This is a genomic window from Pedobacter sp. WC2501 (genome assembly GCF_052682415.1).
This window is the reverse complement of the sequence record NZ_JBQZFI010000001.1, coordinates 3906802-3929371: the sequence shown is the minus strand read 5'-3', so window position 1 is coordinate 3929371 and position 22570 is coordinate 3906802. Positions and strand designations below refer to the sequence as shown.

The window sequence follows — 22570 nt, the reverse complement described above, 5'->3', positions numbered from 1 at the left end:
AATTTTTTAAAAGCAGCTTTCGGGCTGCTTTTTTTATGCGATAAAACTTTGGGTAAGCATAGCAGTTACAATAGCTATCCCGAAACTTAACAAAGTTCCGATCAGTACATATTCGGTCAGTTTCAGATCATGTTTTTCTTTTAGATCGCCAAACCTGAATATCGATTTTGCGGCAAGTAAAAAACCAACGGCCTCAAAATGATTGGTAAGTATAAACAGAAAAATCAACGTCCTTTCCAATATCCCGATGTATTTACCTGCATTCTCAAGCGATTTTGGACTATCAGGCTGATTATCCGGGATCCATTTAGCAATGATCACCTTCATTACAATCGATGTAGGCATAGTTAAAAACAAAGCACCTGAAATTAACACCCAGGTATTTGGATCATTTAAAAAACCAATATCCAAACTTCCTTTATAGAAAAGATGCCATACCACCACAATCGAGCTAAAGTGCAAAACCTGATCAGCAAAAAAGAGTATACGGGCATTTTTATGGGTCTGAAAGATGGATTTTAACGCATCAATGATCAAATGGATCATACCTATTGTTAATGCTGTTTTCCAAACATCAAACCTTAAAAAAATAACAAATATCAGAGCCACATGTATCATTACATGCAAATAGAGCTTGGTTGATTTTAATTTTTTTCTTTCCTTATCTTTTACCCAGGCATTTGGCTGCAAAAAGAAATCACCGATTAAGTGGGCAATAATAAGTTTGATTAAATAGATATCCATTATTTCAAAATCGTTTGTTTCAATTTTTTACGGTAAAGTCTGTCCATTTCCATTATTTCGGTATAATGTGCGCGTTTTAGCGCTTCGCTTACCGAAGATTGCGTTCTGCCTGAAATGGCTGCAAGTTCGCTTTGTAACAGGTTTTCATTTTCGAGTGCAAGTTTTACCATTTCTGCGGCTACTACCCCCCAGCTATCCATGGCAATTAACGACAGTTTAATTACCACATTAATTTCCTCGTCAAAATCAGGATAATCTGTTTTAATGGCTAAATTGGTTTTGGCCTGCTTTAAACTATCAAAGGCTGCCCCCGAGTTAATAAAGGCATCTCCACTTGATTCAGAAAGCTTTTTACGCTTGTTTTTTATCCCGCCAATACCTATGCCCATCCTTACGTCGGCAGGTTTGTTTACCCTTATACAAGCTTTTAAATAAGCTGCAACTTTAATTGCATTTTCCGGCTCAACCTCAACCTGAAAACTATCCCCACGAAAGATTTCCCATTTTCCATGCTGGCCTGAAGTTACTTTTAACGCTGTTTTTAAGCTCAACAACCAGCTATCTTTAATCTTTCTCGAACCTACAATATCACCTGTTACAATACAAATCATATTACAATATCGAACTTATTATTCATATTACAAAACTAATATCGGCTAATTAGCCGATATTTCGATTTATCGGGTAATTAGCCGATATTTTAAATTATCGGGTATTTACCCGATATTGATTTAAAACTAATCAATAAATTTATTGTTTAGTTAGTTATGGCATTAATAGAATTTACCAAAAGAGGAATTTACTGTAAGCAGGGCGATTTTTATGTAGACCCATGGTGGCCAGTGGATTATGCCGTAACCACACATGGGCATAGCGATCACGTCCGGTTCGGAAACAAATATTACCTCTGCCATACTTTAACCAAACCCATCATCAAACGCAGGATCAGCGAAGATTTAAACGTAGAAACATTGGAATATGGAGAAAGCATTACCCGCAATGGAGTGAATATTTCATTTTTTCCTGCCGGGCACATTATTGGTTCGGCACAGGTACGCCTGGAATATAAAGATGAAATTTGTGTCATCTCTGGTGATTATAAAATTGAAGATGATGGCATTACCACACCTTTCGAGCCTGTAAAGTGCCATTCTTTTGTTTCTGAAAGCACTTTTGGTTTACCTGTTTACAAATGGCAAAAGCAGGAAATTGTTTTTAATGGCATCAGGAGTTGGATAAGTGATAATATTACACAGCAAAAAACAAGTGTATTAATTGCCTATAGTTTGGGCAAAGCACAACGTTTAATTAAAAACCTGGCCGGCGATACCCCTATTTATGTACATAACAGTATTGCCAACCTAAATGAAGTGATTATAGAAGCCGGTGTAAACCTTCCAAAAACCATCAGGATTACCCCCGAAACCACTAAAGATGAATTACAGAAAGGAATTGTAATTGTACCGCCTGCCATGCGGGATAGCCGTTGGATCAAAAATTTATCTCATCCGGTTACTGGTATATGTTCTGGCTGGATGCAGGTACGGGCACACCGCCGCTGGCAAAGTGCCGATGCTGGTTTTGCACTCAGCGATCACGCCGATTGGCCAGGTTTAATGGAAGCCATTACCGCAACAGGCGCAGAAAAAGTATATGTTACACATGGTTTTACAGCTGCTTTTAGCCGCTTTTTAAATGACGAAGGTATAGAAGCTGCTGAAGTGTTAACTAAGTTCGGGCAAGAAGATGATGAGGAAAATAAAGTTGATTTGGTTGATCAGAACGAAAATTAAATAAGGATGAAACGTTTTGCTCAATTGATCCAAGAGCTCGAACTGAGCAATAAAACCAATGATAAAATTTCGGCATTGGTTAATTATTTTAACTATGCCGATGATAAAGATAAGGTATGGGTTATTGCGTTATTTACAGGTAAAAAGCCTAAAAGACCAATTAAATCGGCCTTGCTTAAATACTGGGCGATAGACATTACCGAAACGCCAGAATGGTTATTTGCCGAAAGTTATGCCAATGTTGGCGATTTAAGCGAAACCATTGCTTTATTATTACCCCCTGCCGAAAACACATCAAATTTACAATTGCATACCTGGATAGAAGAGTTGCACGATTTGGAAGGTAAAGATGATGAAACGAAAAAAGAATTTATTTTAAATGCCTGGAATAAACTAGACACACAGGAACGTTTTATTTTTAACAAACTAATCTCTGGAAATTTCAGGATTGGTGTTTCCAATAAAATGCTGGTGAATGCACTGGCTAAACAGAGTAGTTTAGATAGTGCGCAGATTATGCACAGCATCATGGGTAAATGGAATCCTTATGAAATTACCTTTCACGAACTGATCAATGGTATCCATGTGAATACCGATAATTCCTGGCCTTACCCCTTTTGCCTGGCTTATGCTTTAGAGCAGGAACCTGAAAAACTGGGAGACATTTCTGAATGGCAGGCCGAATGGAAATGGGATGGTATCCGTGGGCAGATTGTAAAACGGAATGGAGAACTCTTTATCTGGAGCCGTGGAGAAGAACTGGTTACAGAACAGTTTCCTGAATTGCATTTTATGATCGATGTTTTGCCTGATGGCGTGGTTTTGGATGGCGAAATACTGGCTGTGCAGGATAAACAGGTTTTATCATTCAGTACATTACAACAACGCTTAAACCGTAAAACAATTAATAAAAAACAGTTGGAAGATGCTCCCATCGGCTTTTTTGTTTATGATATTTTAGAATATGAAGCCAAAGATTTCAGAGAGGAACCATTAAGCGTAAGAAGAAAGATATTGGAACAGCTAATTGGTGATTTAGATGAAAGTCCTGTGATGATATCTCCTGTAATCAATTGCAGCTCTTGGGAGGAGTTAGCAAGTTTAAGACAAACTTCGCGCTCAATTAACAGTGAAGGCATCATGCTCAAAAAGTTAACCTCTCATTATCACAGCGGAAGAAAACGGGGCGATTGGTGGAAATGGAAAATCAATCCCTACACAGTTGATGCGGTAATGATTTATGCGCAAAAAGGAAGTGGCAGAAGGGCTAACTTTTTTACCGATTATACCTTTGCGGTTCGTGATGGTGAAAACTTAGTCACGATTGCAAAAGCCTATTCGGGCTTAACAGATAAGGAAATTAAAGAAGTAAATTCGTTCGTAACCCGTAATGCAATTGAAAAATTTGGACCGGTACGTACGGTAAAACCCGAACTGGTTTTTGAAATTGCTTTTGAAGGAATTGCGGAAAGTAAACGGCATAAAGCAGGTTTAGCTTTACGTTTTCCACGTATATTGCGTTGGCGAAAAGATAAAAAAGCAGATGAAATTAATACGCTGGAAGATTTAAGGCAGTTGCTGCAATCAACTTTGTAATGCGATTCCATGGTCTGTATCTTCACAGACCGAGGGAGATTTAATAGAATTGTTATTAGAAAAGCAGGTTTCTGTGTGCATCTGAACCGAAAGTCCTGCCATTCGCTTTATCCCGATAGAAAAAATCGGGATGCTCGCTACTGTCAGGTTTAGCTTACTTAGGTATGCCTGGCGATTTTAAACCCGCCATACGCTTTACCTTTTTTGTTATTGATAAATTAATATTTAAGGGTAATTGCAAAAAAGGTAAAGCGTATGGCGGGGCTGCTGTAACCAAAGGACTACTATTATTGCTTTTCAAAAAAAATTAAGCTATGCTTTGTGTTTGCACAGACTATTATTTATAATTCAGAATTTTCGGTCTGTGAGGACACAGACCGAGGAATATAACTATCAAATAAACAGTATTTAATCATGGACCAAACCAAAACCAAAGGTTATAAAAAGATAAAATCCTGGTTAAAGACCAATAAACGTAAACCATTTCAGTTTCAGGAAGATGCCTGGCAGTATTATCTGAATGGTTACAGCGGTTTGGTAAATGCGCCAACGGGATTTGGAAAAACTTTTTCTTTATTTCTAGCGGTAGTGATTGAAGCCTTAAACGCCTCAGAAGCGAATAACAAAAAAGCTAAAGATCGTTTGCAGTTAATATGGATTACCCCACTCCGCTCTTTGGCCAAAGATATTGCAAGGGCTATGCGCGAAACTTTATTGGAGTTGGAATTAGATTGGCATGTGGGCGTCCGCAATGGTGATACCTCTCAGGCAGAAAAATTGCAGCAGAAAAAATCGATGCCCGAAATTTTATTGATTACCCCGGAAAGCCTGCACCTGTTACTGGCACAAAAGGGTTCTTCTACCCTGTTCCGAAATCTTAAATGCATTGTGGCGGATGAATGGCATGAACTTTTGGGTAGTAAACGTGGGGTGTTGGTTGAATTAGCCGTTTCTCGCATTAAAGGCTTACAAAAGCTTGAAAAAAACCAGTTTTTGAGGATTTGGGGAATATCAGCAACCATTGGAAATATTGAGGAAGCTTTGGATGTATTAGAGCCAAACTTAGAAGCCAAAAGAATCATTGTTAAGGCCGATCTGGAAAAGAAGATCGTAATTAAATCCATTATACCCGACGATATTGAAACATTGCCCTGGGCCGGACATTTAGGCTTAAAACTGGCCTATAAGCTTTTACCCATTATCGAGAAAAGTAAAACCACTTTAATTTTTATCAATACCCGGGGGCAATCGGAAATGTGGTATCAGCATTTATTGAATATCGAACCAGAACTGGCAGGTCGGATTGCCATACACCATGGATCGATAGATTTTGAGTTGCGTAACTGGATTGAAGACGCCTTACATACCGGACAGCTTAAAGCCGTTATTGCTACTTCCTCACTGGATTTGGGGGTAGATTTTAAACCTGTTGATACCGTTGTTCAGGTAGGATCGCCAAAAGGTGTTGCCCGTTTTTTGCAAAGAGCGGGTCGCTCTGGCCACTCTCCTCATGAAATCTCTAAAATATATTTTTTACCTACCCATGCATTAGAACTGGTGGAAGCAGCGGCGATTAAAGAAGCAGCCAAAACAAACAATATAGAAAGCCGTGAACCCTTTATTATGGTATTTGATACCTTAGTTCAGTATTTAGTTACGCTGGCCATAGGCGACGGATTTGATGATAAAGTTATTTATGAAGAAATTAAAAATACTCATGCTTTTAAACTTATCCTTCCTGAAGAATGGACCTGGGTTATGCAATTTATCACCTCTGGAGGAGATAGTTTAAGTGCCTATACCGAATTTAAAAAGGTAGTTAAGGATGAAGATGGGCTTTGGAAAGTGAAGAGCAGGCAATTGGCTATGCGGCACAGGTTACATATCGGAACAATTGTAAGTGATGCGATGCTGAAAGTTAAATTCATTTCAGGTGGTTACATTGGCATGGTAGAAGAATATTTTGTTACCCGTTTAAAAGCAGGAGATAATTTTCGTTTGGCGGGCAGGGTTTTGGAATTTATCCAGGTAAAAGACATGACGGTTGTAGTAAGAGTGAGCAAGCAAAAAAACGCCATTTCACCAAGCTGGAATGGTGGCCGCTTACCCTTATCATCTAATTTAGGGTCAGTTTTGAGAAAAAAATATAATGAGGCATTGGATAAAACCCATCAGGATGAGGAATTGGATTCTGTCTATCCGTTATTCTTACTCCAAGAAAAACGTTCTCATGTACCTAGAAATGATGAATTACTAATCGAGTTAATTAATAATAAAGAAGGTTTTCATCTCTTTGCCTATCCATTTGAAGGGCGTTTGGTGCATGAGGTTTTGGCGGCATTAGTTGCTTATCGATTAAGCAAACTACTGCCCATCAGTTTTTCAATTGCCATGAATGATTATGGTTTTGAACTTTTAAGTGAGACAGAAATCCCGATGGATGAATCGATTGCATACGAGGTTTTTTCACCTAAAAACTTAACTGAAGACATTACGCTGAGCATCAATTCAACTGAAATGGCAAGAAGGAAATTTAGGGATATTGCCTGCATTTCGGGACTTGTTTTTCAAGGTTATCCGGGAAAATACGTGGCGAACAAACACCTCCAGTCATCTGCTGGTCTGTTTTTTAATGTTTTTAGCGATTACGACAAACATAATTTACTTTTGCGACAGGCTTATGATGAGGTTTTTTACCAGCAACTGGAAGAGCCCAGGTTAGCAGCTGCTTTAGAAAGGATTCAGAATGGAGCGATTATTATTACCAATCCGAAAAGTTTTACACCGCTGTCCTTTCCTATTAAAGTAGACAGTTTGCGCGAAAATATGAGTTCGGAAGAGTTAGAGCAACGGATTGCCAGAATGAAGGCCGAATCTGAGAAAATTAAATAAATACATCTTCTTGCGACCTGTCGAAAATTAAAAGATCCTTCGACAAGCTCAGGATGACAATAGCATAAAATAAATGACCATTACAAGCCAGGGTGAAGAACTGATTTTAGATAAGGAAAGAGCTTTATTTTTACCCAAACACCAGCTTTTAGCTATAAGTGATTTGCATTTAGGTAAATCTGCACACTTCCGTCAGGCCGGCTTGCAAGTACCTGCTACCATTGCCCAAACAGATCTTCAACGTTTAAGTTTATTGATCAAACAGTATAACCCAAAAACACTGCTGATTAATGGTGATATGTTTCATCATGGTTTGAATACCGATATTGATGAATTTTTAGCATGGAGAAAACAATATCAGGAACTTAATCTTCTATTGGTAAAGGGGAATCACGACAGGCTTTCGGGTGCCAATTATGCTGCGATGAATATCGAAATACATGAATCAAATTATTGTTTAGGGCCTTTCTGTTTTATCCATGATGCACCCAATTGTACCGATGAAGAATTGTATCCTATCAGTGGCCATATCCACCCAGGTGTAACTATAGTGGGTAAAGCGAAACAAAGATTAAAATTTCCTTGTTTTTATTTCGGCAGGGATTATGCTGTTTTACCTGCTTTTAGCTTGTTTACAGGGCTTTATACTATCTATCCGAAAGCAAACGAACGTATTTTTGCGGTAACGCCTAAAAGTGTTGTAGAAGTTTAGCGGCTAAGCATGTGTATCAATCACCTGCTTCAATTGCGAAGCCTGTAAAACACCACTTTGCCTCCATACCTGCTTTCCTTTTTTGAACAGAATTAAAGTAGGAACACTTTGAACATTGAACGATGAAGCGGCTGGTTGATTTTTATCGATATCTACTTTAATAATCGATACTGAATCTCCCAACTGCGATTTTAATTGTTCCAAGATCGGTTTCATCATTTTACAGGGACCGCACCACTCAGCAAAAAAATCTACCAATACAGGTTTATCACCGTTAATTAAATCTGAAAACTTAGACATGATATTTATCTTTATTTAGAAACAACAAATAATTGGATTGGTTTTTAACCAAAGAAGTCAAGTTTTAAAAACTTGACTTCTTAATGTATTTTCGCTCTTACAATCAGCAATTATTTAAGCGCTTATTGGCAATTCTGCAGCTAATGCAGCAACCCAACCTTCAAATAAAGCTTTTTCGATTTTGATTACTTCAGCTGCATGATTTTCCCAATCGTCAGAAAAATTAACCAATTGATTCATCATTTCTTCAAGGTGCCCTTCTTCTTCCAAAATAATCGATTTTACGTTCACCTTGCTTTTAGCTTCATCTAAAACGGCCTGATAAATTGGATACAGTTCATCTGCACGCACTTCGATGGCGTAAGTCACAAATAAATACGCCGCGAATTTTAAGTCATAACCGGAAAGATTAAATACGGCTTTTAAATAACGGCAAACCGCAATATCTAAAGCATGTAAATAGTATTTTGTATGATTTGGAGATAACAACTCGGCATTCGTATAAGTTTTACAAAGTGCCTCGTCAATCTTCGAGATCTGCTTTTTTAAATAATAAGCATGGCGATGTTCTTCTGCAGCGTGTTTAAGAATAATCAGGTTTACATTTTCTTTATGCTCCGAAGCTGAAATCTTCTTTGCACCTGCATTTTCCATATAAGACAATGTATTTAACCATTTGGCATGCAATACGTTATCTGATACTATCGATTTTAAATTTGACGCTAACATTCTTGATTGTTAAACTAGTAAATTGATTAATTATTGGCATGTGCCAACTGAAAACCGTTAATTGCAAACTGACTAAATTTCTCTGTTCAGGTCCCAGCTTTCTAAATAATCTGCAACTCTACGCACAAACATCCCTCCTAAAGAACCATCTACAACCCTGTGGTCATACGATAATGACAAAAACATCATGTGTCTGATCGCAATCACATCACCATGTTCAGTTTCCAGCACTGCAGGTTTCTTTTTAATAGCGCCAACAGCTAAAATAGCCACCTGTGGCTGGTTAATAATTGGCGTGCCCATTACATTTCCGAAACTACCCACATTGGTTAATGTAAAAGTTCCACCTTGCGTTTCATCAGGTTTTAATTTAGAGTTTCTGGCCCTGCCAGCTAAATCGTTAACTGCTTTGGTTAAACCCACTAAATTTAACTGATCAGCATTTCTGATCACCGGAACGATCAGGTTTCCGCTTGGTAAAGCAGCGGCCATACCAATATTGATATTACCTTTTTTGATGATCTGTGTTCCATTAACAGAAACATTGATCATCGGGAAATCTTTTATTGCTTTTGCAACAGCCTCTACAAATATTGGTGTAAAGGTTATTTTTTCATTTTCACGTTTCTCGAAACTGTTTTTTACTTTATTGCGCCATAAAACCATATTGGTTACATCGGCTTCAACAAAAGAAGTAACATGCGGAGAAGTGGTTTTACTCATTACCATATGATCGGCAATCAGCTTGCGCATCCTGTCCATCTCAATAATTTCGTCGCCACCACTTACACTGGTTGTTGAGGTTTTATTTACAACTGGTGCTGAACTTACTTTATTTTCTACTATTTGGCTTGTTGGTGGAGCAGGTGGCGTTAAAACAACTGTTTTAGTTTTTGAAATGGATTCTCCATTGTTTTTATCAGTGATATATACTAACAAGTCATCTTTAGTTAACCGTCCGTCAGCACCAGAGCCTTTAATTGCATCTAACTCAGCTAATGGAATATTTTCCTGGGCAGCAATACTTTTAACCAGCGGGGAATAAAAGCGATCAGATGAACTGAAATCAGTTGATATAGTATTATTTTCTGAGGGTAGTTGTTCAATACCGGGAATAGTTTCAATTTTTTCTTCAGCTATTGGTTTTTCTGCAACCGGAGCTTTAGTTGTGGCGTCCTCTCCGCTTTCGGTTTCAATAATGGCAATTACATCACCCACCTGGGCAACTTCATCTGCAGCAAATAACTGTTTTACCAATTTACCGGCAACCGGAGACGGAACTTCAGAATCTACCTTATCAGTAGCGATTTCCAGAATGGTATCATCTAAATCAATAGAATCACCTGGTTGTTTTACCCATTTAATCACCGTTGCTTCCGCAACACTCTCACCCATTTTTGGTAACAATAGTTCGTATTGAGCCATATTAAATTACAGTATTTTATATTGGTAACGCTACAAAAATACAGTTTTTATTCTTTCTAAACTGTTTCTTTAAGGAGATTTAATAACATGGCCAATGCCGATGCAGCAGAACGTTCAATGTTTTGAATCCGTTTGTTACTGAAATTAAACACCTTAGCTACAGTTTTGTTTTTTGAAGAAATTGCAATCCATACCGTACCAACCGGTTTATCTTCTGTTCCACCATCCGGACCAGCTATGCCACTAACGGCAATGGCGTAATCGGTTTTAAAATGTTTTATTGCGCCTTCGGCCATTTCGGTTACAGTTTGTTCACTAACTGCACCAAAAGTGCTTAAAGTTTGTTCTTTTACACCAAGGATAGATTCTTTCAACTCATAGGCATAAGCTACTGCCCCGCCCCAATAAACCGAAGAACAGCCTGGATGTTGCGTAATTAAATGTGCAATGTACCCCCCGGTACAGCTTTCTGCTGTCGATAAAGTCAGGCCTTTACTTTTCATCAGGTTCAGAATCGCTTTTTCGAGTGGAATATCTTCATCGGTTACGACAAACTTGTTTACTTTTGAAATAATCTGTCTAGCGTAAAGCTCAACCTCTTTGTTCAATTCTGTTTCATTATCGCCTTTGGCTGACAAACGTAAACGTACTTGTCCTAATTTTGGCAGATAAGCCAATTTGATATGCGCTGGCAAGCTATCTTCGATTTCCTCAATCTCTTTGGCCAGAAATGATTCGCCTATATTGGCAGTAAGAATGGTTTTATGAACAATAAACGGTAACTTAAATCTGCTTGTAATTCTGGGTAAAATTTCGTCATCCATCAGGTACATCATCTCGTAAGGCACACCAGGCATGGATACAAAAATGGTGTCGTTTTGTTCAAACCACATGCAGGGCGCAGTACCATTTTTATTTACAATAACCTCACAACCATCAGGAACATCGGCTTGCTGAATATTGATATCCAATAACGGACGTTTGTATTTTTCAAAAATCTGACGAACCATTTCCAATGCACCAGGATCATTACGAAAGCCCATATTAAAATACTTTGCCAAAGTATTTTTGGTAATATCATCTTTAGTCGGACCCAGTCCGCCGGTAATTAAAACTAGATCTGCTCGTTTTTCGGCAAGTTCGAGTGCTTCTAAAATATGTTGCTCATCATCAGAAACTGAAGTAATCTGCTTAACGGAAACGCCAATTAAATTTAACTGTTTTGCCATCCAGGCAGAATTGGTATCAACGATTTGGCCAATGAGTATCTCATCACCAATGGTAATTATTTCGGCTAGCATAAATTTATCGGTATGTGCTGTAAAAACCCTGTCTTTTGCTCAATTTTAAATCCTGCAATATCGATGCCTTAACTTTTATGGTAACAGAATAACTCTTGTAAGCACCGTATGGAACCCAGTTTACACTCATATCCCAGCAATGTAAATCGCGGTAAATCGCTAAATTCATTGGGGTTAAGCCATTATTCTTAAAATCATAGCCGGAGTTAAAAGTAACCTTCCATTTTGGCGTTAAATTAACATCACCATTAAAATTTAATGTATTCGAAATTGTATTGTTGTTTCCATCATTTGAATATTGAAAACTATATGAGAACGAGAAATTCCATGGAATGTTAAAATCAACAAATGCATTCGGATCACGGCTTATAGCTGCTAATTGCTCAGACTGTATATCGGTCAATCCTTTTTTGTTGGCTGCATCCCCCAATTTGTCGTTAGCCTCATTTTTACGTTTTAACGCCTCTGGGTTTAAACTATAATCGAACGAGAAACCAAAATTGGCTAAACGTGGCAGAAATTTGTTCTTTTGGAAAAATAAGCGGTCTTCTCTTATTTTAAGGGTTTGGCCATTAACTGTTGTATCTTTTAAAGCATATGGATCTAATGCTCCGTTGTAGTTTATCCCTAATTTATCGGTAAACTGCGATCGGCCACTAAAACCAATGGTAGATAATTTATAAGATGGGGCCAGGAAATTATATGAACCGCTAAAACTCAAACCCTGGATGATTGGAATCTTCTTGGAGCCCGTTCCGGTTGTATCGTTCTTATTCCTCACCTTTAGTTCGACGGTATTATCCAAACCAAAACCAATAGATGCATTAGGCCCGCCAAAAGAGCCTTGCTGTGCCATACCATCAAAAATAGAATATTTTAAAGGTTGCCCACTGGTATAAATTTGATTCCCATTCTGATCTATTGCGGGTCTAAATGGCCCCGCACCAGATTTGGTAAAATCTGGAGAGTAAGAGAAAGATACATTTGGTGTCATTACATGCCTCAATGCCTGTATTTTACCAGCCGGATTAAAATCTCTTCTTCCGTAAATTTTAGTCGACATACTTGTTGACAAACTGTAACTACCTGCTCTTTTAAAGCCACTAAGAGTATCTTCTCTAAATGAAAAAGTATTATCGGCATAACTGGTATATCTTCTATTTACACTCTGGAAATTCCAAACTTCGTTATAGGTACCGCCCAGGCTAAAGTTAAGATATTTCAAAGCTGTGAACGACATATTTATAGGAATGCTATGCGCAATCCCACTTCTTAATCGTTTTAATCCATTATTATCGAACAGTAAACTATCGAAAGTATCAATACTATTGGTTCCTTGTAAACTGTAGCCCACCGTTATTTTTTGATACCATTTCTCCTCACCTACCGCATCCTTTGTTTTGAATGGATTAAATGTAGGAACGTTAAATGCCAATTCCGGCAATCTAAGTGCTATTGCTCTTGTACTTAAGGTCTGATCACTTCTCGCTGCTAAAGAGAAGTTCATTCCATTAGCGTAGGATTTAGCATAACTTATACTACTACTTGTAGAATTGGTTGCAATCGTGCTAAGATCATAGCTGGCACCAGCTGCTGTATTTTTATAATATCCTTTTTTTCCTGAAGATACTAATCTTACACTGGCACTAAATGTAGTACCAGGATTGGCATTGGCATTTTGGCTATGGCTCCAGTTAATGCTAAAGTTTTTGGTTGGGTTTTTAAAAGCCTCTGTACCTTCTAAACCATCTTTAAAACTAGAGTAAGCTAAGTTGATATTACCGTTGTATTTATATCTTTTGGTATAATTACTCAGTACGCTTGCTTCATAAGAGCCGTTGGTATAAATAGAACCTAAAAGCTTAGCATCCCAATAATCGTTTAATCCGAGATAATAACCACCATTCTGTAAGAAAAACCCCCTTGTCGCATCTTCACCTGGTGTAGGAAGGATTACGCCTGATGTTCGTTTGTTTGGTTTAGGAAAAAATGCAAATGGCAGCCCCAGGAAAGTGGGAATGTCTTCAATAATCATGTAAACTGGCCCGGTAATAATCTGTTTCTCCGTTACTACCCCTTTAGAAATCATTAATCCAAAATGCGGATGTGGAAGATTACAGGTACTGTACATTACATTTTTAATGTGCAGCTCATCATCTATTTGCTTTTTACTCTGCCCGCCAGAGAAGAAACCACCTTCCTGCTCAGAAAAAACACCATATACTTTAGCTCGGGTTGTTTCTGAATTGTAAAAAATAGAATCGGCTATGGCAGTCCCCTCGGCACCTGATTTAAAGATTGGTTTTCCGGTATATCTACCAGTTTTTGGATCTTTAACACCACGGGCGAAAATAGAATTTTGCTTTTTATCATACTTGATATAAGCCGCATCTAGCTCAAAATCACCATATACCACCCTTGCGTTTCCATATAAATAGACAATACTTTTATCGGCACTCATTTTTACCGAATCCTCTGCTTTGTATTCTACTTTCTGGTCGATACTACTATTATTTTTACCTGTCTTTTTAGTCGTATCCTTTTTGGTTGTGTCTTGCTTTATGATTTGTTGCAATGAAAAATGAGAAAATGCGTTAGCTTTACCAACAACAAGTGTTAATAAAATGACAGATATTAATAAAATAGAGCTCTTAAGGAGTTTCAAATTCGTGTTTGAATGTTATTTTTGCACCGATGTTTAATCAAAAACGTTCAAAATTAGTGAAAAATATACCATTGATGTATCTTAAATCCATTTTAACAATTATTATTTATTTAGTGTTATCAAATTCGTTTGATAATCAGGCATTTGCACAGGAATATAAAATTAAAACAATTGTGATCGATGCCGGTCACGGTGGTAAAGATGGTGCAACCCACGGTGTGTATTCGAAGGAAAAAGATGTAGCACTTAAAACTGCATTAAACCTTGGCCGTGCGCTTCAAGACAGTTTGAAAGACATAAAAGTTATTTATACCCGTGAGTCGGATGTATTTATTCCTTTATATGAGCGTATCAATATTGCAAATAATGCAAAGGCCGATTTATTTATTTCCATTCACTTAAATGATATGCCGGTTAGGGTATCGAGAGTGGTAGATTATTATAAGAAAGTACGGGGTAGAAAAGTACCGGTTTACAGAACGGTTACCTCTAAGAGCACCTCAACAAGAGGAACAGAAACCTTCGTATCTGGAACACGCCGTTTGGGTGAGCAGGATGAAGTGATCAAAAGGGAAAATGCATCCATGTTTCTGGAAGAGAATTATCAGAAAAATTATGAGGGTTTTATTGCGAATACTCCTGAAAGTGACATTATGTTATCCTTAATGAAACAAACCAATAGAGATAGAAGTTTAAAATTTGCTTCAATGCTTCAGCAGGAATATGTTAGTGCCGGCCGTATCAACCGGGGCGTACAAGAGAAGAGCCTTGCCGTTTTGGCCCGTGCAGCGATGCCTGCCGTATTAACGGAAATAGGTTTTGTGAGTAATCCGGAAGAAGAGGACTATATGAACTCTACTGAAGGACAAAATGAAATTGTGAGTGGCATTATTAAAGCAATTAAAAATTATAAACGTATAGCCGAAACATCATTTTAATATCCCGCATGCATGAAGATTAAACTTCTGGTTACAATACTTTTATTTTCGTTACTGGTTATTGAAAAAGTACCCGCTCAAAGTTATAAGATCAAAACAATTGTTATCGATCCTGGTCATGGTGGAAGAAAACCTGGAGCCTCTGGTAGTTTTTCGAAAGAAAAAGATATTTCATTAAAGGTTGCATTGAAACTAGGTGCATTATTACATGAGGAAATGCCTGAAATTAAGATAATTTTCACGCGTAAAACAGATATAGATGTTGATTTATACAGACGGGCCGAAATAGCGAACGAAGCTAAAGCAGATCTTTTTATATCCGTACATTGTAATTCAATGCCTCCAGGCAACAAACATATTAAAGGCGTAGAAACATTGGTTGCAGGATCGCACCGTTTAAAGGAACAAGATGCAGCCATACGTGAGAATGCCGATATTAAACTGGAAAAGAACTACAAAAGTAAGTATGATGGTTACGATCCAGGTAACCCAAGTAGTTTTATTCTTTTATCACTTTTAAAAAACACCTTTCGAGACAAAAGCATTAAATTTGCCAAATTAGTACAGAACAGTTATGTCAAACGAGATGAAAGATTTAGCCGTGGTGTTAAAGAACAGGGCGTTTTGGTTTTGCAACGCTGTGGTATGCCTGCAGTTTTAACAGAAGTAGGTTTTATCTCGAATACCGAGGAAGAAAAATATATTAACTCGCAAAAAGGACAGAACGAGATCGCCAATTCTATTTTAGAAGCAATAAAAACATACAAAAAAAATATTGAGGTTAAATAAGTGTCATTATAAATGATAGTTATTTTAACTTTGAAAAAAATATAAATCAGATACCAAACAAATAGTGCAGCCTTTATGTATTTACAGGGTTTAGCACAATAAAAAAAATATGACGCTCTAACAAGTGAAGAAAACAAACTTCAGTACTTGTAGCCATTAAATAAAACACTCATGAAGATTAAGAACGAAACCAAAGTAGGTATTTTAGCTGCATTTGCCATTGCTTTATTAATAATTGGATATAATTTTTTAAAAGGAAATTCTATTTTCTCAAGTGAAACTACATTATATGCAAAATATACCAGGGTTGACGGTTTAACTGTATCAAAACCTATCCTGATCAATGGTTATCAGATTGGCCGCGTGGCCAAATTGGAGCTCCAGGGAGACGGCAGCATTATTGCTACGTTAAGCGTAAACAGCAAGTATGAAATTCCCGAAAACAGTATTGCGCGCTTAGAAGGTACAGATCTTTTGGGTAGCAAGGCCATTGTAATGTCTTTAGGTAACTCTAAAAAAATGGCAGAAGATGGTTTTACCTTAAATGCTAATGTAGAAAAAGGTTTAATGGAGCAGGTACAGCCCGTTCAAAAGAAAGCGGAATTAATCATCGGTAAGATGGACTCCATTTTAAGTAGTGTGAATTCTATCTTGAACCCTAGCTTTCAGAAAAACGTTGATAAAAGCTTTAATAGCATCGCAGGGACGTTAGCCTCGTTAGAAACAACCTCGAAAAAAGTTGACGGTCTAGTAGGATCTGAAAGCGCCCGTATTGAAGCCATCTTTAAAAATGTTGAAGGCATTACTGCTAACTTAAATAACAACAACCAAAAAATCAGTGATATTTTAACCAATATTAATACTGTTACCGATAAGTTTGCTGCTGCTAACTTTAAACAGACTTTAGATAATGCAAACAATGCTATTGCTGATTTACAAAGCGTAATTTCTGGAATTAAAGATGGAAAAGGCAGTTTAGGATTATTACTAAACGACGATAAAATGTACCAGAATTTAAATAATGCTTCAAAAAATCTAGATGAATTAATGATCGATTTGAAAGCTAACCCTAAGCGTTATGTACACTTCTCTGTATTTGGTGGCGGCAATAAAAAAGACAAGTAATTAATTTTTTCAAATATGAAAGCCTTGTAGCGTAAATGAGGCTATTGAAAAAATAGACATAAATAGTTTATAAAAGGATAAGCGGATGAACAGATCGTAAGATGTTCATCCGCTTTCTTTTTTTTGCATACAGCCATTTTTCCTTTTAAACCAATTTTTGGTGGCAATAAAAGAGAACGTTTAGTGCGATGCCAATAAGCAGATTTGTAACAACAGTTATTTAGAATCGTCTAAAACTTTTAGCGGTATCAGAATGTTTATTTTAAAAAGGAAAAGAATATGGGAATTTTAAAAACAGCAATTATTGGCGCTGCAGTATATGCAGGCGTAAAATATATCACGAAGAAAGATCCAATTACCGGACAATCGATCGTTGATGAATTATTTGATCGTGCACCACAATGGGCCGATAAAGCAAAGGGTTATACAGAAGACCTGAAAACAAGGGTAAGTAATGCCGCAGAAGATTTATCAAGATGAATAGCTTGTAGAAATAAAGAGCCTGAAGAGGCTAAATATCTATTTCTCTGAACAACAAAACGTCCCGATTTAAAACCGGGACGTTTTTTGTTTATAGTTATAATTTAACCTCAGATAAAAAGGATGCCCACAGATATAATCCGTATTTATCTGTGGGCATCTGTGGTTAAAAATTCTTAACTTAATAACATTGTATCACGGCATTAAAAAGCATCAAACCAAAGTTTGGTGGTTAATAAATCAGCACCCTGACTGCTTACCGCATTTTTATAATTTTGTCCGTTTAACGATTGTTCTGTACCCGGATAAATAAAACGCACCGGAATTTTACCACTCAAAACGGTATTAACAGAAGCAGTTAATTGCGGATAATCTAATCTTCTTTGCTCGGCCCAGGCTTCCAATCCTTGACCAAACAAAGCAATCCATTTTTGCTCACCAATAGATTTTTTATAATTACCAGCATCATATTGTACTGAAGCCTGATTAATATAATCATCAACAGCACTTCCACCTATACTGTATTGATCAAATGATGCCCTGATAGCCTGTTTATACAGATCAGCTGCATTTTCTGTAGTAAAGCCACGCGCTGCTGCTTCAGCCCTATCAAAAAGTAATTCGGCATAGCTAAAAATCACAGCAGGTGCTTTTGGTGCTAAAAAATACGTTCCTGGTCTTGAAGAATTTGCCAGACCTATTGCACTGGCTTCTGAATTTGTTGAGCCATTCGGAATACCTACGTACGTTTGAGGTGTTGCATTATCAGTTTTGCTTGCATAAACTGGTAGTCTTGGATCATTTAGTGCAAAAAGTTTATCTACGATGGTTTTACTGATCCGGTAATCATTCCTGGTTTCGAATGATGCTGCTACCGGATTTTGCAGCGGCGAATCACTGTAGAACAGTTCTGCATTCTCCGATTTGCTATTAATATAAGTGCCACCTTCTGCAAGTATTTCATCAATTACCTGCTTAGATTTAGCTGGCTCTTTATCCGCAATGCGTAAAGCGATGCGAAGACGTAAAGAATTGGCAAACTTTTTCCATAAAGCAATATTGCCGCTATAAATCACATCTCCGCTTATAACTTTTCCCGAAGCTGGATCCAAAGCTGCCTGGGCAGTCTTTAAATCATTAAGAATACCATAATAAACATCTTTTTGTTTATCGTAAACTGGCGTAACAAACTGTTTAATTTTTCCAGCTTGTGAATATGGTATATCCCCGTAAGCGTCGGTAAGTAACAAAAATACCCACGACCTTAATACAAGTGCAACTCCTTTATAGTTTGGATTGCCCTGTGCATCGCCCAATTCGATAATTTTATTAAAGCCAGCAATACTTTGTGCGTAGCCAGTAGACCATAAAGAGGTAAAGCCACTGTTCGAAAAGATAAACCGATCTTCTTCCGTATACTGAACTTTAGCCCAATGTTGTACAAAAAGCAAGCTCGAGTTCATATTATTGGTTACCCCCCAATATGTATCAGCTGTAGTTTTAGCGGTTCCCGTAAGTAAATAGTCGGGTTGTGGAATTTCTGGAGCATTCGGATTAATATTCACCTCATCTAGCTCTTTATTACAAGATGAAAATGCAATTGCCAGAATGGCCAGTATATATAGTTTTTTATTTTTCATGATGGGAATGCTTAAAATTTAACATTTAGGTTGATACCATAGCTGCGTGTGCTCGGGTTAGAAAGACTTTCCAACCCCTGTCCGTTGCCAGTATTAAAAGCTACTTCGGGATCAATATCTACTGTATTGCGGTGAATAATCCAAAGGTTACGCCCCACAAGTGATACTGAAACGCCTTGCAAACTTAGCGGACGGATCCATTTGGCCGGCAAATTGTAGCTAAGCTTAACTTCACGAAGCTTAACGTAAGAGGCATCGAAAATATTTGCTTCATCAATATTCCTGAACGATTTATAATATTGTTGGGCAGGTAATACTTTTTCATTGCGTTTACCATCGGCCGTTACGCCATCAAAAACAATTCCGTCATCATACACTGTAACGCCTGTCGGAGCTGTTCCGTTTACCCGTACTGTTCCGTTAGCTTTATCGTTACCAGGATAATAATATGAGATTCCGCCATATTCCGCTGCCCTTCCCGGAAGCGTAGAAGCTAAAACTCCAGTATAAGTACCTGTTGCATAAGTACCGTTGTAAATAGAACCACCAATACTCGCATCAACCAATACACCTAAACTTATACCTTTATACGTAAAGGTATTGTACACCCCGCCAATCCAATCTGGTGTATATTTTCCCAATACCTGCTTAGTAGGGTTTGTTGCAGGTGCTCCCGTTGCATTTACAACAATGTTACCATTACCATCTCTTAAAAAGGCTGTTCCGAAAAGTGATCCATAAGGTTGTCCAACGGTAGCAATCACCTGCGCTGAGTTGGTAGCTACAATGTAATTCGTTAATAATTTCTCCGCATCGAGTTCAATTACCCTACTTCTGTTTGCAGCGAAATTGAAATCAATATCCCATGTAAAAGTTTTTTTGATTGGGGTGATGCCCAATTGTGCTTCTATACCCTTGTTGTTTATTTTTCCGGCATTAAGTAGTTTTGAGCTAAATCCGGTGCTTTGACTTACATCGGCAGCCAAAATCTGATTGTAACTATTGGTATTGTATGCACTTAAATCGAAACGCAACCTTTTGTTAAAGAAAACAGCCTCAACGCCCAGTTCTGTTGAAGTGGTCGTTTCTGGTTTAAGGTTAGGATTAAGGTCTATATTACTTGTGGTAAGTTGAGGGTTTGCGTTAAACGGCGCACTGAACACATAAGTATTGATCAAACGGTAAGGATCGGCATCTTTACCCACTTTAGACCAGCCTCCACGTATTTTCAAATAATTAAGGGCTTCACTTTTAATATCAAAAGCTTCAGTAGCCACAAAGCTTCCGTTAAATGATGGGTAAAAATACGACCTGTTCTGTGCTGGCAAAGTAGACGACCAATCGTTACGGGCAGTAATGTTGGCAAAAAGATAGTTCCTGAAACCAATTTGCCCGGAGGCATAGATACTGTAAGATTTTAAACGCGATAAATTATTTGATGAAACCAATGGATCGCGGGAATTTTTAAGTGTATACAGTCCTGCAATGGCCAATTTAGGTGCGCTTTGATCATTCTGCTCTATATATTGCCTGCGGATGTTACCACCGCCTAATAATTCGAGACTAAAATCATCATTTAACTTTTTGTTAAAGTTTAATGTCGCATCAGTGTTATTTTCACTTACCGTAAAGGCACTTTCAGTGTAAGAGCCAAAAGGTGTTCCGTTCGTGCCATAGGCAATCCTAACTTTACGCCTGTCGTTGTAATAATCGGTTCCTGATCTGAAATTGAAATCAAGTCCGTCAATAATTTTATAATTAAGGGCTAAACTACCGATAATGCGACTGCGGTTCTGCGAAACTGTATTTTCGTAAGCTACCCAATATGGATTGCTATAATAGCTGTTATTCCAGTTAAACGTTTTTCCATTTTCATCCAAATAGTTTTTTAACTGGTTAATATCAACCTGACGGCCAAACCAGGTAAACTGTAACATGGTACTTGTAGAACGTGAACCTCCTGTGCCAGGCAAATTATCTGAATTAAGTTTGCTATAATTCGCATTAGCCGTTAAGGTCAGTTTTGGTGTTATCTTCAGTGACGTATTTAATACAAATGAGTTTTTGCCCTGTCCGGAATTCGGCACAATGCCTACTTGTTTAAGGTTATTGTAGGAGATGCGGTAATCATATTTTTCGCCAGCATCTGCAACAGATACACCATTATTTAAGGAATATCCCGTTTGAAAGAAATCTCGTATGTTATCCGGATGGGCAATAAACGGAACAGCTATCCCTTTCGAATAAAACTGTGGAATTAACCTTCCATCGAGTTTTGGCCCCCAGCTCTCATCTACCCCATCATTAATACCTTTACCTGCGCCATCCACATAACTGAACTTGCCTTCTGATCCCTGACCAAAAGCATTTTGATAAACCGGCAGGGTAAGCAATGTTTCCAACACGGCATTGGAGTTAATATCAATACCCAATCCTTTTTTCGATTTACCTGTTTTCGTTTTAATCAGGATTACCCCTGCGGCAGCCCTCGAGCCATATAATGCAGCTGCATTTGGTCCTTTTAGCACACTAATTGATTCTATATCCTCTGGATTGATATCTGAAATGGCATTCGCATAATCTCTTGCCCCTGCAGAATTTAACTGCGAATTATCTACCGGAATCCCATCAACCACAAATAATGGCTGATTATTTCCTGCAATAGATGTTTCTCCCCTGATGACCACACGTGAGGAACCCATGCTCCCCTGACTGTTCGTTACCCTAACTCCGGCTATTTTTCCAGCCAGTGCATTTACCAGGTTAGATTCTTTAGCTTCGGCCAGATCTTGTCCTTTTAATTCCTGAACAGCATAACCGAGCGATTTTTTCTGCCTCGAAATTCCCAAGGCGGTAACCACTACTTCATCCAACGCATTATCACTTGATTGAAGAATGACTGAAATGGACCCGGCATTTTTATTGATTTGTATTTCCTGTGTTTTAAAACCGATATAAGAAAATACCAATGTACCCTTTTCTGGTGCGTTAATGCTGAAAGCACCTTTCCCATCACTAATCGTAGTTTGTTTGGTTTCTTTTATTAAGATGGAAACACCAGGAAGTGTTTCGCCATCTGCCGACTTCACCGTTCCGGTAATAGTGGCATTTTGAGCGAATAGCTGCTGCGTAATAAAGAGCAACAGGATAAACGCTATTGATTTAAAAATTTTGATCATGTGTGTGTTTTAAAAATTAGTTAGAAGATAAATTTTGGGCAAAGCGACTCCCTAACGGTTAATAACCGTGTTTTGCTAAAAAAATAAATGGGATGTTTAGATCAAAAGTGCCTGTTAAAACGGAGCAATTCTAACAGGACCAGCGCATTCGGGAGTCTACACAAGGATTTACATAAGGCGATTTTAGCTTGTCTGTTTTTCTCATTTGAATGATTTTATTTAATGGCATAATTTAATTTCAAGAAGGCATTCAGGGCTAAAA

At 37.8% G+C, this 22570-nt stretch carries 17 protein-coding genes; 8 read left to right on the top strand and 9 right to left on the bottom strand.

The features are described from left to right. Positions 1 to 33: 33 nt before the first annotated feature. Together ACUN24_RS16640 and ACUN24_RS16635 are read right to left on the bottom strand one after the other, a co-directional pair. Positions 34 to 744 carry a DUF3307 domain-containing protein gene (locus tag ACUN24_RS16640; RefSeq protein WP_445563516.1) on the bottom strand — a complete coding sequence of 237 codons (711 nt, stop codon included), beginning with the start codon at positions 742 to 744 and terminating at the stop codon, positions 34 to 36. Continuing rightward, positions 744 to 1355, bottom strand: a complete 612-nt coding sequence (locus tag ACUN24_RS16635) for a SatD family protein (RefSeq protein ID WP_445563515.1) — start codon at positions 1353 to 1355, stop codon at positions 744 to 746. Before ACUN24_RS16635 ends, ACUN24_RS16640 begins: the two co-directional genes overlap by 1 nt. Before the next feature lie 156 nt (positions 1356 to 1511). On the opposite strand from ACUN24_RS16635, the gene ACUN24_RS16630 reads away from it, so the two are divergent. From ACUN24_RS16630 to pdeM, 4 genes are all read left to right on the top strand, one after another. Continuing rightward, complete coding sequence (locus ACUN24_RS16630) at positions 1512 to 2537, top strand: ligase-associated DNA damage response exonuclease (protein WP_445563514.1); 1026 nt, start codon at positions 1512 to 1514, stop codon at positions 2535 to 2537. A 6-nt stretch (positions 2538 to 2543) separates the two neighbouring features. Further along, entirely contained in the window at positions 2544 to 4133 is a 1590-nt protein-coding gene (locus ACUN24_RS16625) for an ATP-dependent DNA ligase (protein WP_445563513.1), read from the top strand. Positions 4134 to 4547: 414 nt separating this feature from the next. Next, positions 4548 to 7025: a ligase-associated DNA damage response DEXH box helicase gene (locus ACUN24_RS16620; RefSeq protein WP_445563512.1), complete on the top strand. Its 2478-nt coding sequence runs from the start codon at positions 4548 to 4550 to the stop codon at positions 7023 to 7025. Positions 7026 to 7098: 73 nt separating this feature from the next. Beyond that, entirely contained in the window at positions 7099 to 7737 is a 639-nt protein-coding gene (gene pdeM / locus ACUN24_RS16615; RefSeq protein WP_445563511.1) for a ligase-associated DNA damage response endonuclease PdeM, read from the top strand. Positions 7738 to 7740: 3 nt separating this feature from the next. Here pdeM and trxA read toward each other — a convergent pair whose 3' ends face one another. From trxA to ACUN24_RS16590, 5 genes are all read right to left on the bottom strand, one after another. Next, positions 7741 to 8037 carry a thioredoxin gene (trxA, locus tag ACUN24_RS16610; protein ID WP_121284788.1) on the bottom strand — a complete coding sequence of 99 codons (297 nt, stop codon included), beginning with the start codon at positions 8035 to 8037 and terminating at the stop codon, positions 7741 to 7743. Positions 8038 to 8151: 114 nt separating this feature from the next. Then, positions 8152 to 8766 carry a hypothetical protein gene (locus tag ACUN24_RS16605; RefSeq protein WP_445563510.1) on the bottom strand — a complete coding sequence of 205 codons (615 nt, stop codon included), beginning with the start codon at positions 8764 to 8766 and terminating at the stop codon, positions 8152 to 8154. Positions 8767 to 8838: 72 nt separating this feature from the next. After that, the gene (locus tag ACUN24_RS16600; protein WP_445563509.1) at positions 8839 to 10191 is read right to left on the bottom strand and encodes a dihydrolipoamide acetyltransferase family protein; all 1353 of its coding nucleotides are present in this window, start codon (positions 10189 to 10191) and stop codon (positions 8839 to 8841) included. Between the two features lie 56 nt (positions 10192 to 10247). Further along, positions 10248 to 11492, bottom strand: coding sequence for a competence/damage-inducible protein A (locus tag ACUN24_RS16595; protein WP_445563508.1), 1245 nt, complete (start codon positions 11490 to 11492; stop codon positions 10248 to 10250). Between the two features lie 4 nt (positions 11493 to 11496). Beyond that, positions 11497 to 14157 carry a putative LPS assembly protein LptD gene (locus tag ACUN24_RS16590; protein WP_445563507.1) on the bottom strand — a complete coding sequence of 887 codons (2661 nt, stop codon included), beginning with the start codon at positions 14155 to 14157 and terminating at the stop codon, positions 11497 to 11499. A gap of 74 nt (positions 14158 to 14231) precedes the next feature. On the opposite strand from ACUN24_RS16590, the gene ACUN24_RS16585 reads away from it, so the two are divergent. The 4 genes from ACUN24_RS16585 (at position 14232) to ACUN24_RS16570 (ending at position 17489) form a co-directional block, all read left to right on the top strand. Further along, a complete protein-coding gene (locus tag ACUN24_RS16585) occupies positions 14232 to 15095 on the top strand; it encodes an N-acetylmuramoyl-L-alanine amidase family protein (RefSeq protein ID WP_445565144.1) in 864 nt (287 codons plus the stop codon). 12 nt (positions 15096 to 15107) lie between these two features. Then, positions 15108 to 15884: an N-acetylmuramoyl-L-alanine amidase family protein gene (locus tag ACUN24_RS16580; RefSeq protein ID WP_445563506.1), complete on the top strand. Its 777-nt coding sequence runs from the start codon at positions 15108 to 15110 to the stop codon at positions 15882 to 15884. Positions 15885 to 16055: 171 nt separating this feature from the next. Continuing rightward, positions 16056 to 17009, top strand: a complete 954-nt coding sequence (locus ACUN24_RS16575; RefSeq protein WP_445563505.1) for an MlaD family protein — start codon at positions 16056 to 16058, stop codon at positions 17007 to 17009. A 279-nt stretch (positions 17010 to 17288) separates the two neighbouring features. Then, positions 17289 to 17489 carry a YtxH domain-containing protein gene (locus ACUN24_RS16570; RefSeq protein WP_445563504.1) on the top strand — a complete coding sequence of 67 codons (201 nt, stop codon included), beginning with the start codon at positions 17289 to 17291 and terminating at the stop codon, positions 17487 to 17489. 203 nt (positions 17490 to 17692) lie between these two features. Here ACUN24_RS16570 and ACUN24_RS16565 read toward each other — a convergent pair whose 3' ends face one another. Beyond that, the gene (locus ACUN24_RS16565; RefSeq protein ID WP_445563503.1) at positions 17693 to 19129 is read right to left on the bottom strand and encodes a SusD/RagB family nutrient-binding outer membrane lipoprotein; all 1437 of its coding nucleotides are present in this window, start codon (positions 19127 to 19129) and stop codon (positions 17693 to 17695) included. A gap of 11 nt (positions 19130 to 19140) precedes the next feature. Next, positions 19141 to 22308 (bottom strand): SusC/RagA family TonB-linked outer membrane protein, encoded by a 3168-nt coding sequence (locus ACUN24_RS16560; protein WP_445563502.1) that lies wholly within the window; start codon positions 22306 to 22308, stop codon positions 19141 to 19143. Positions 22309 to 22570 lie beyond the last annotated feature (262 nt).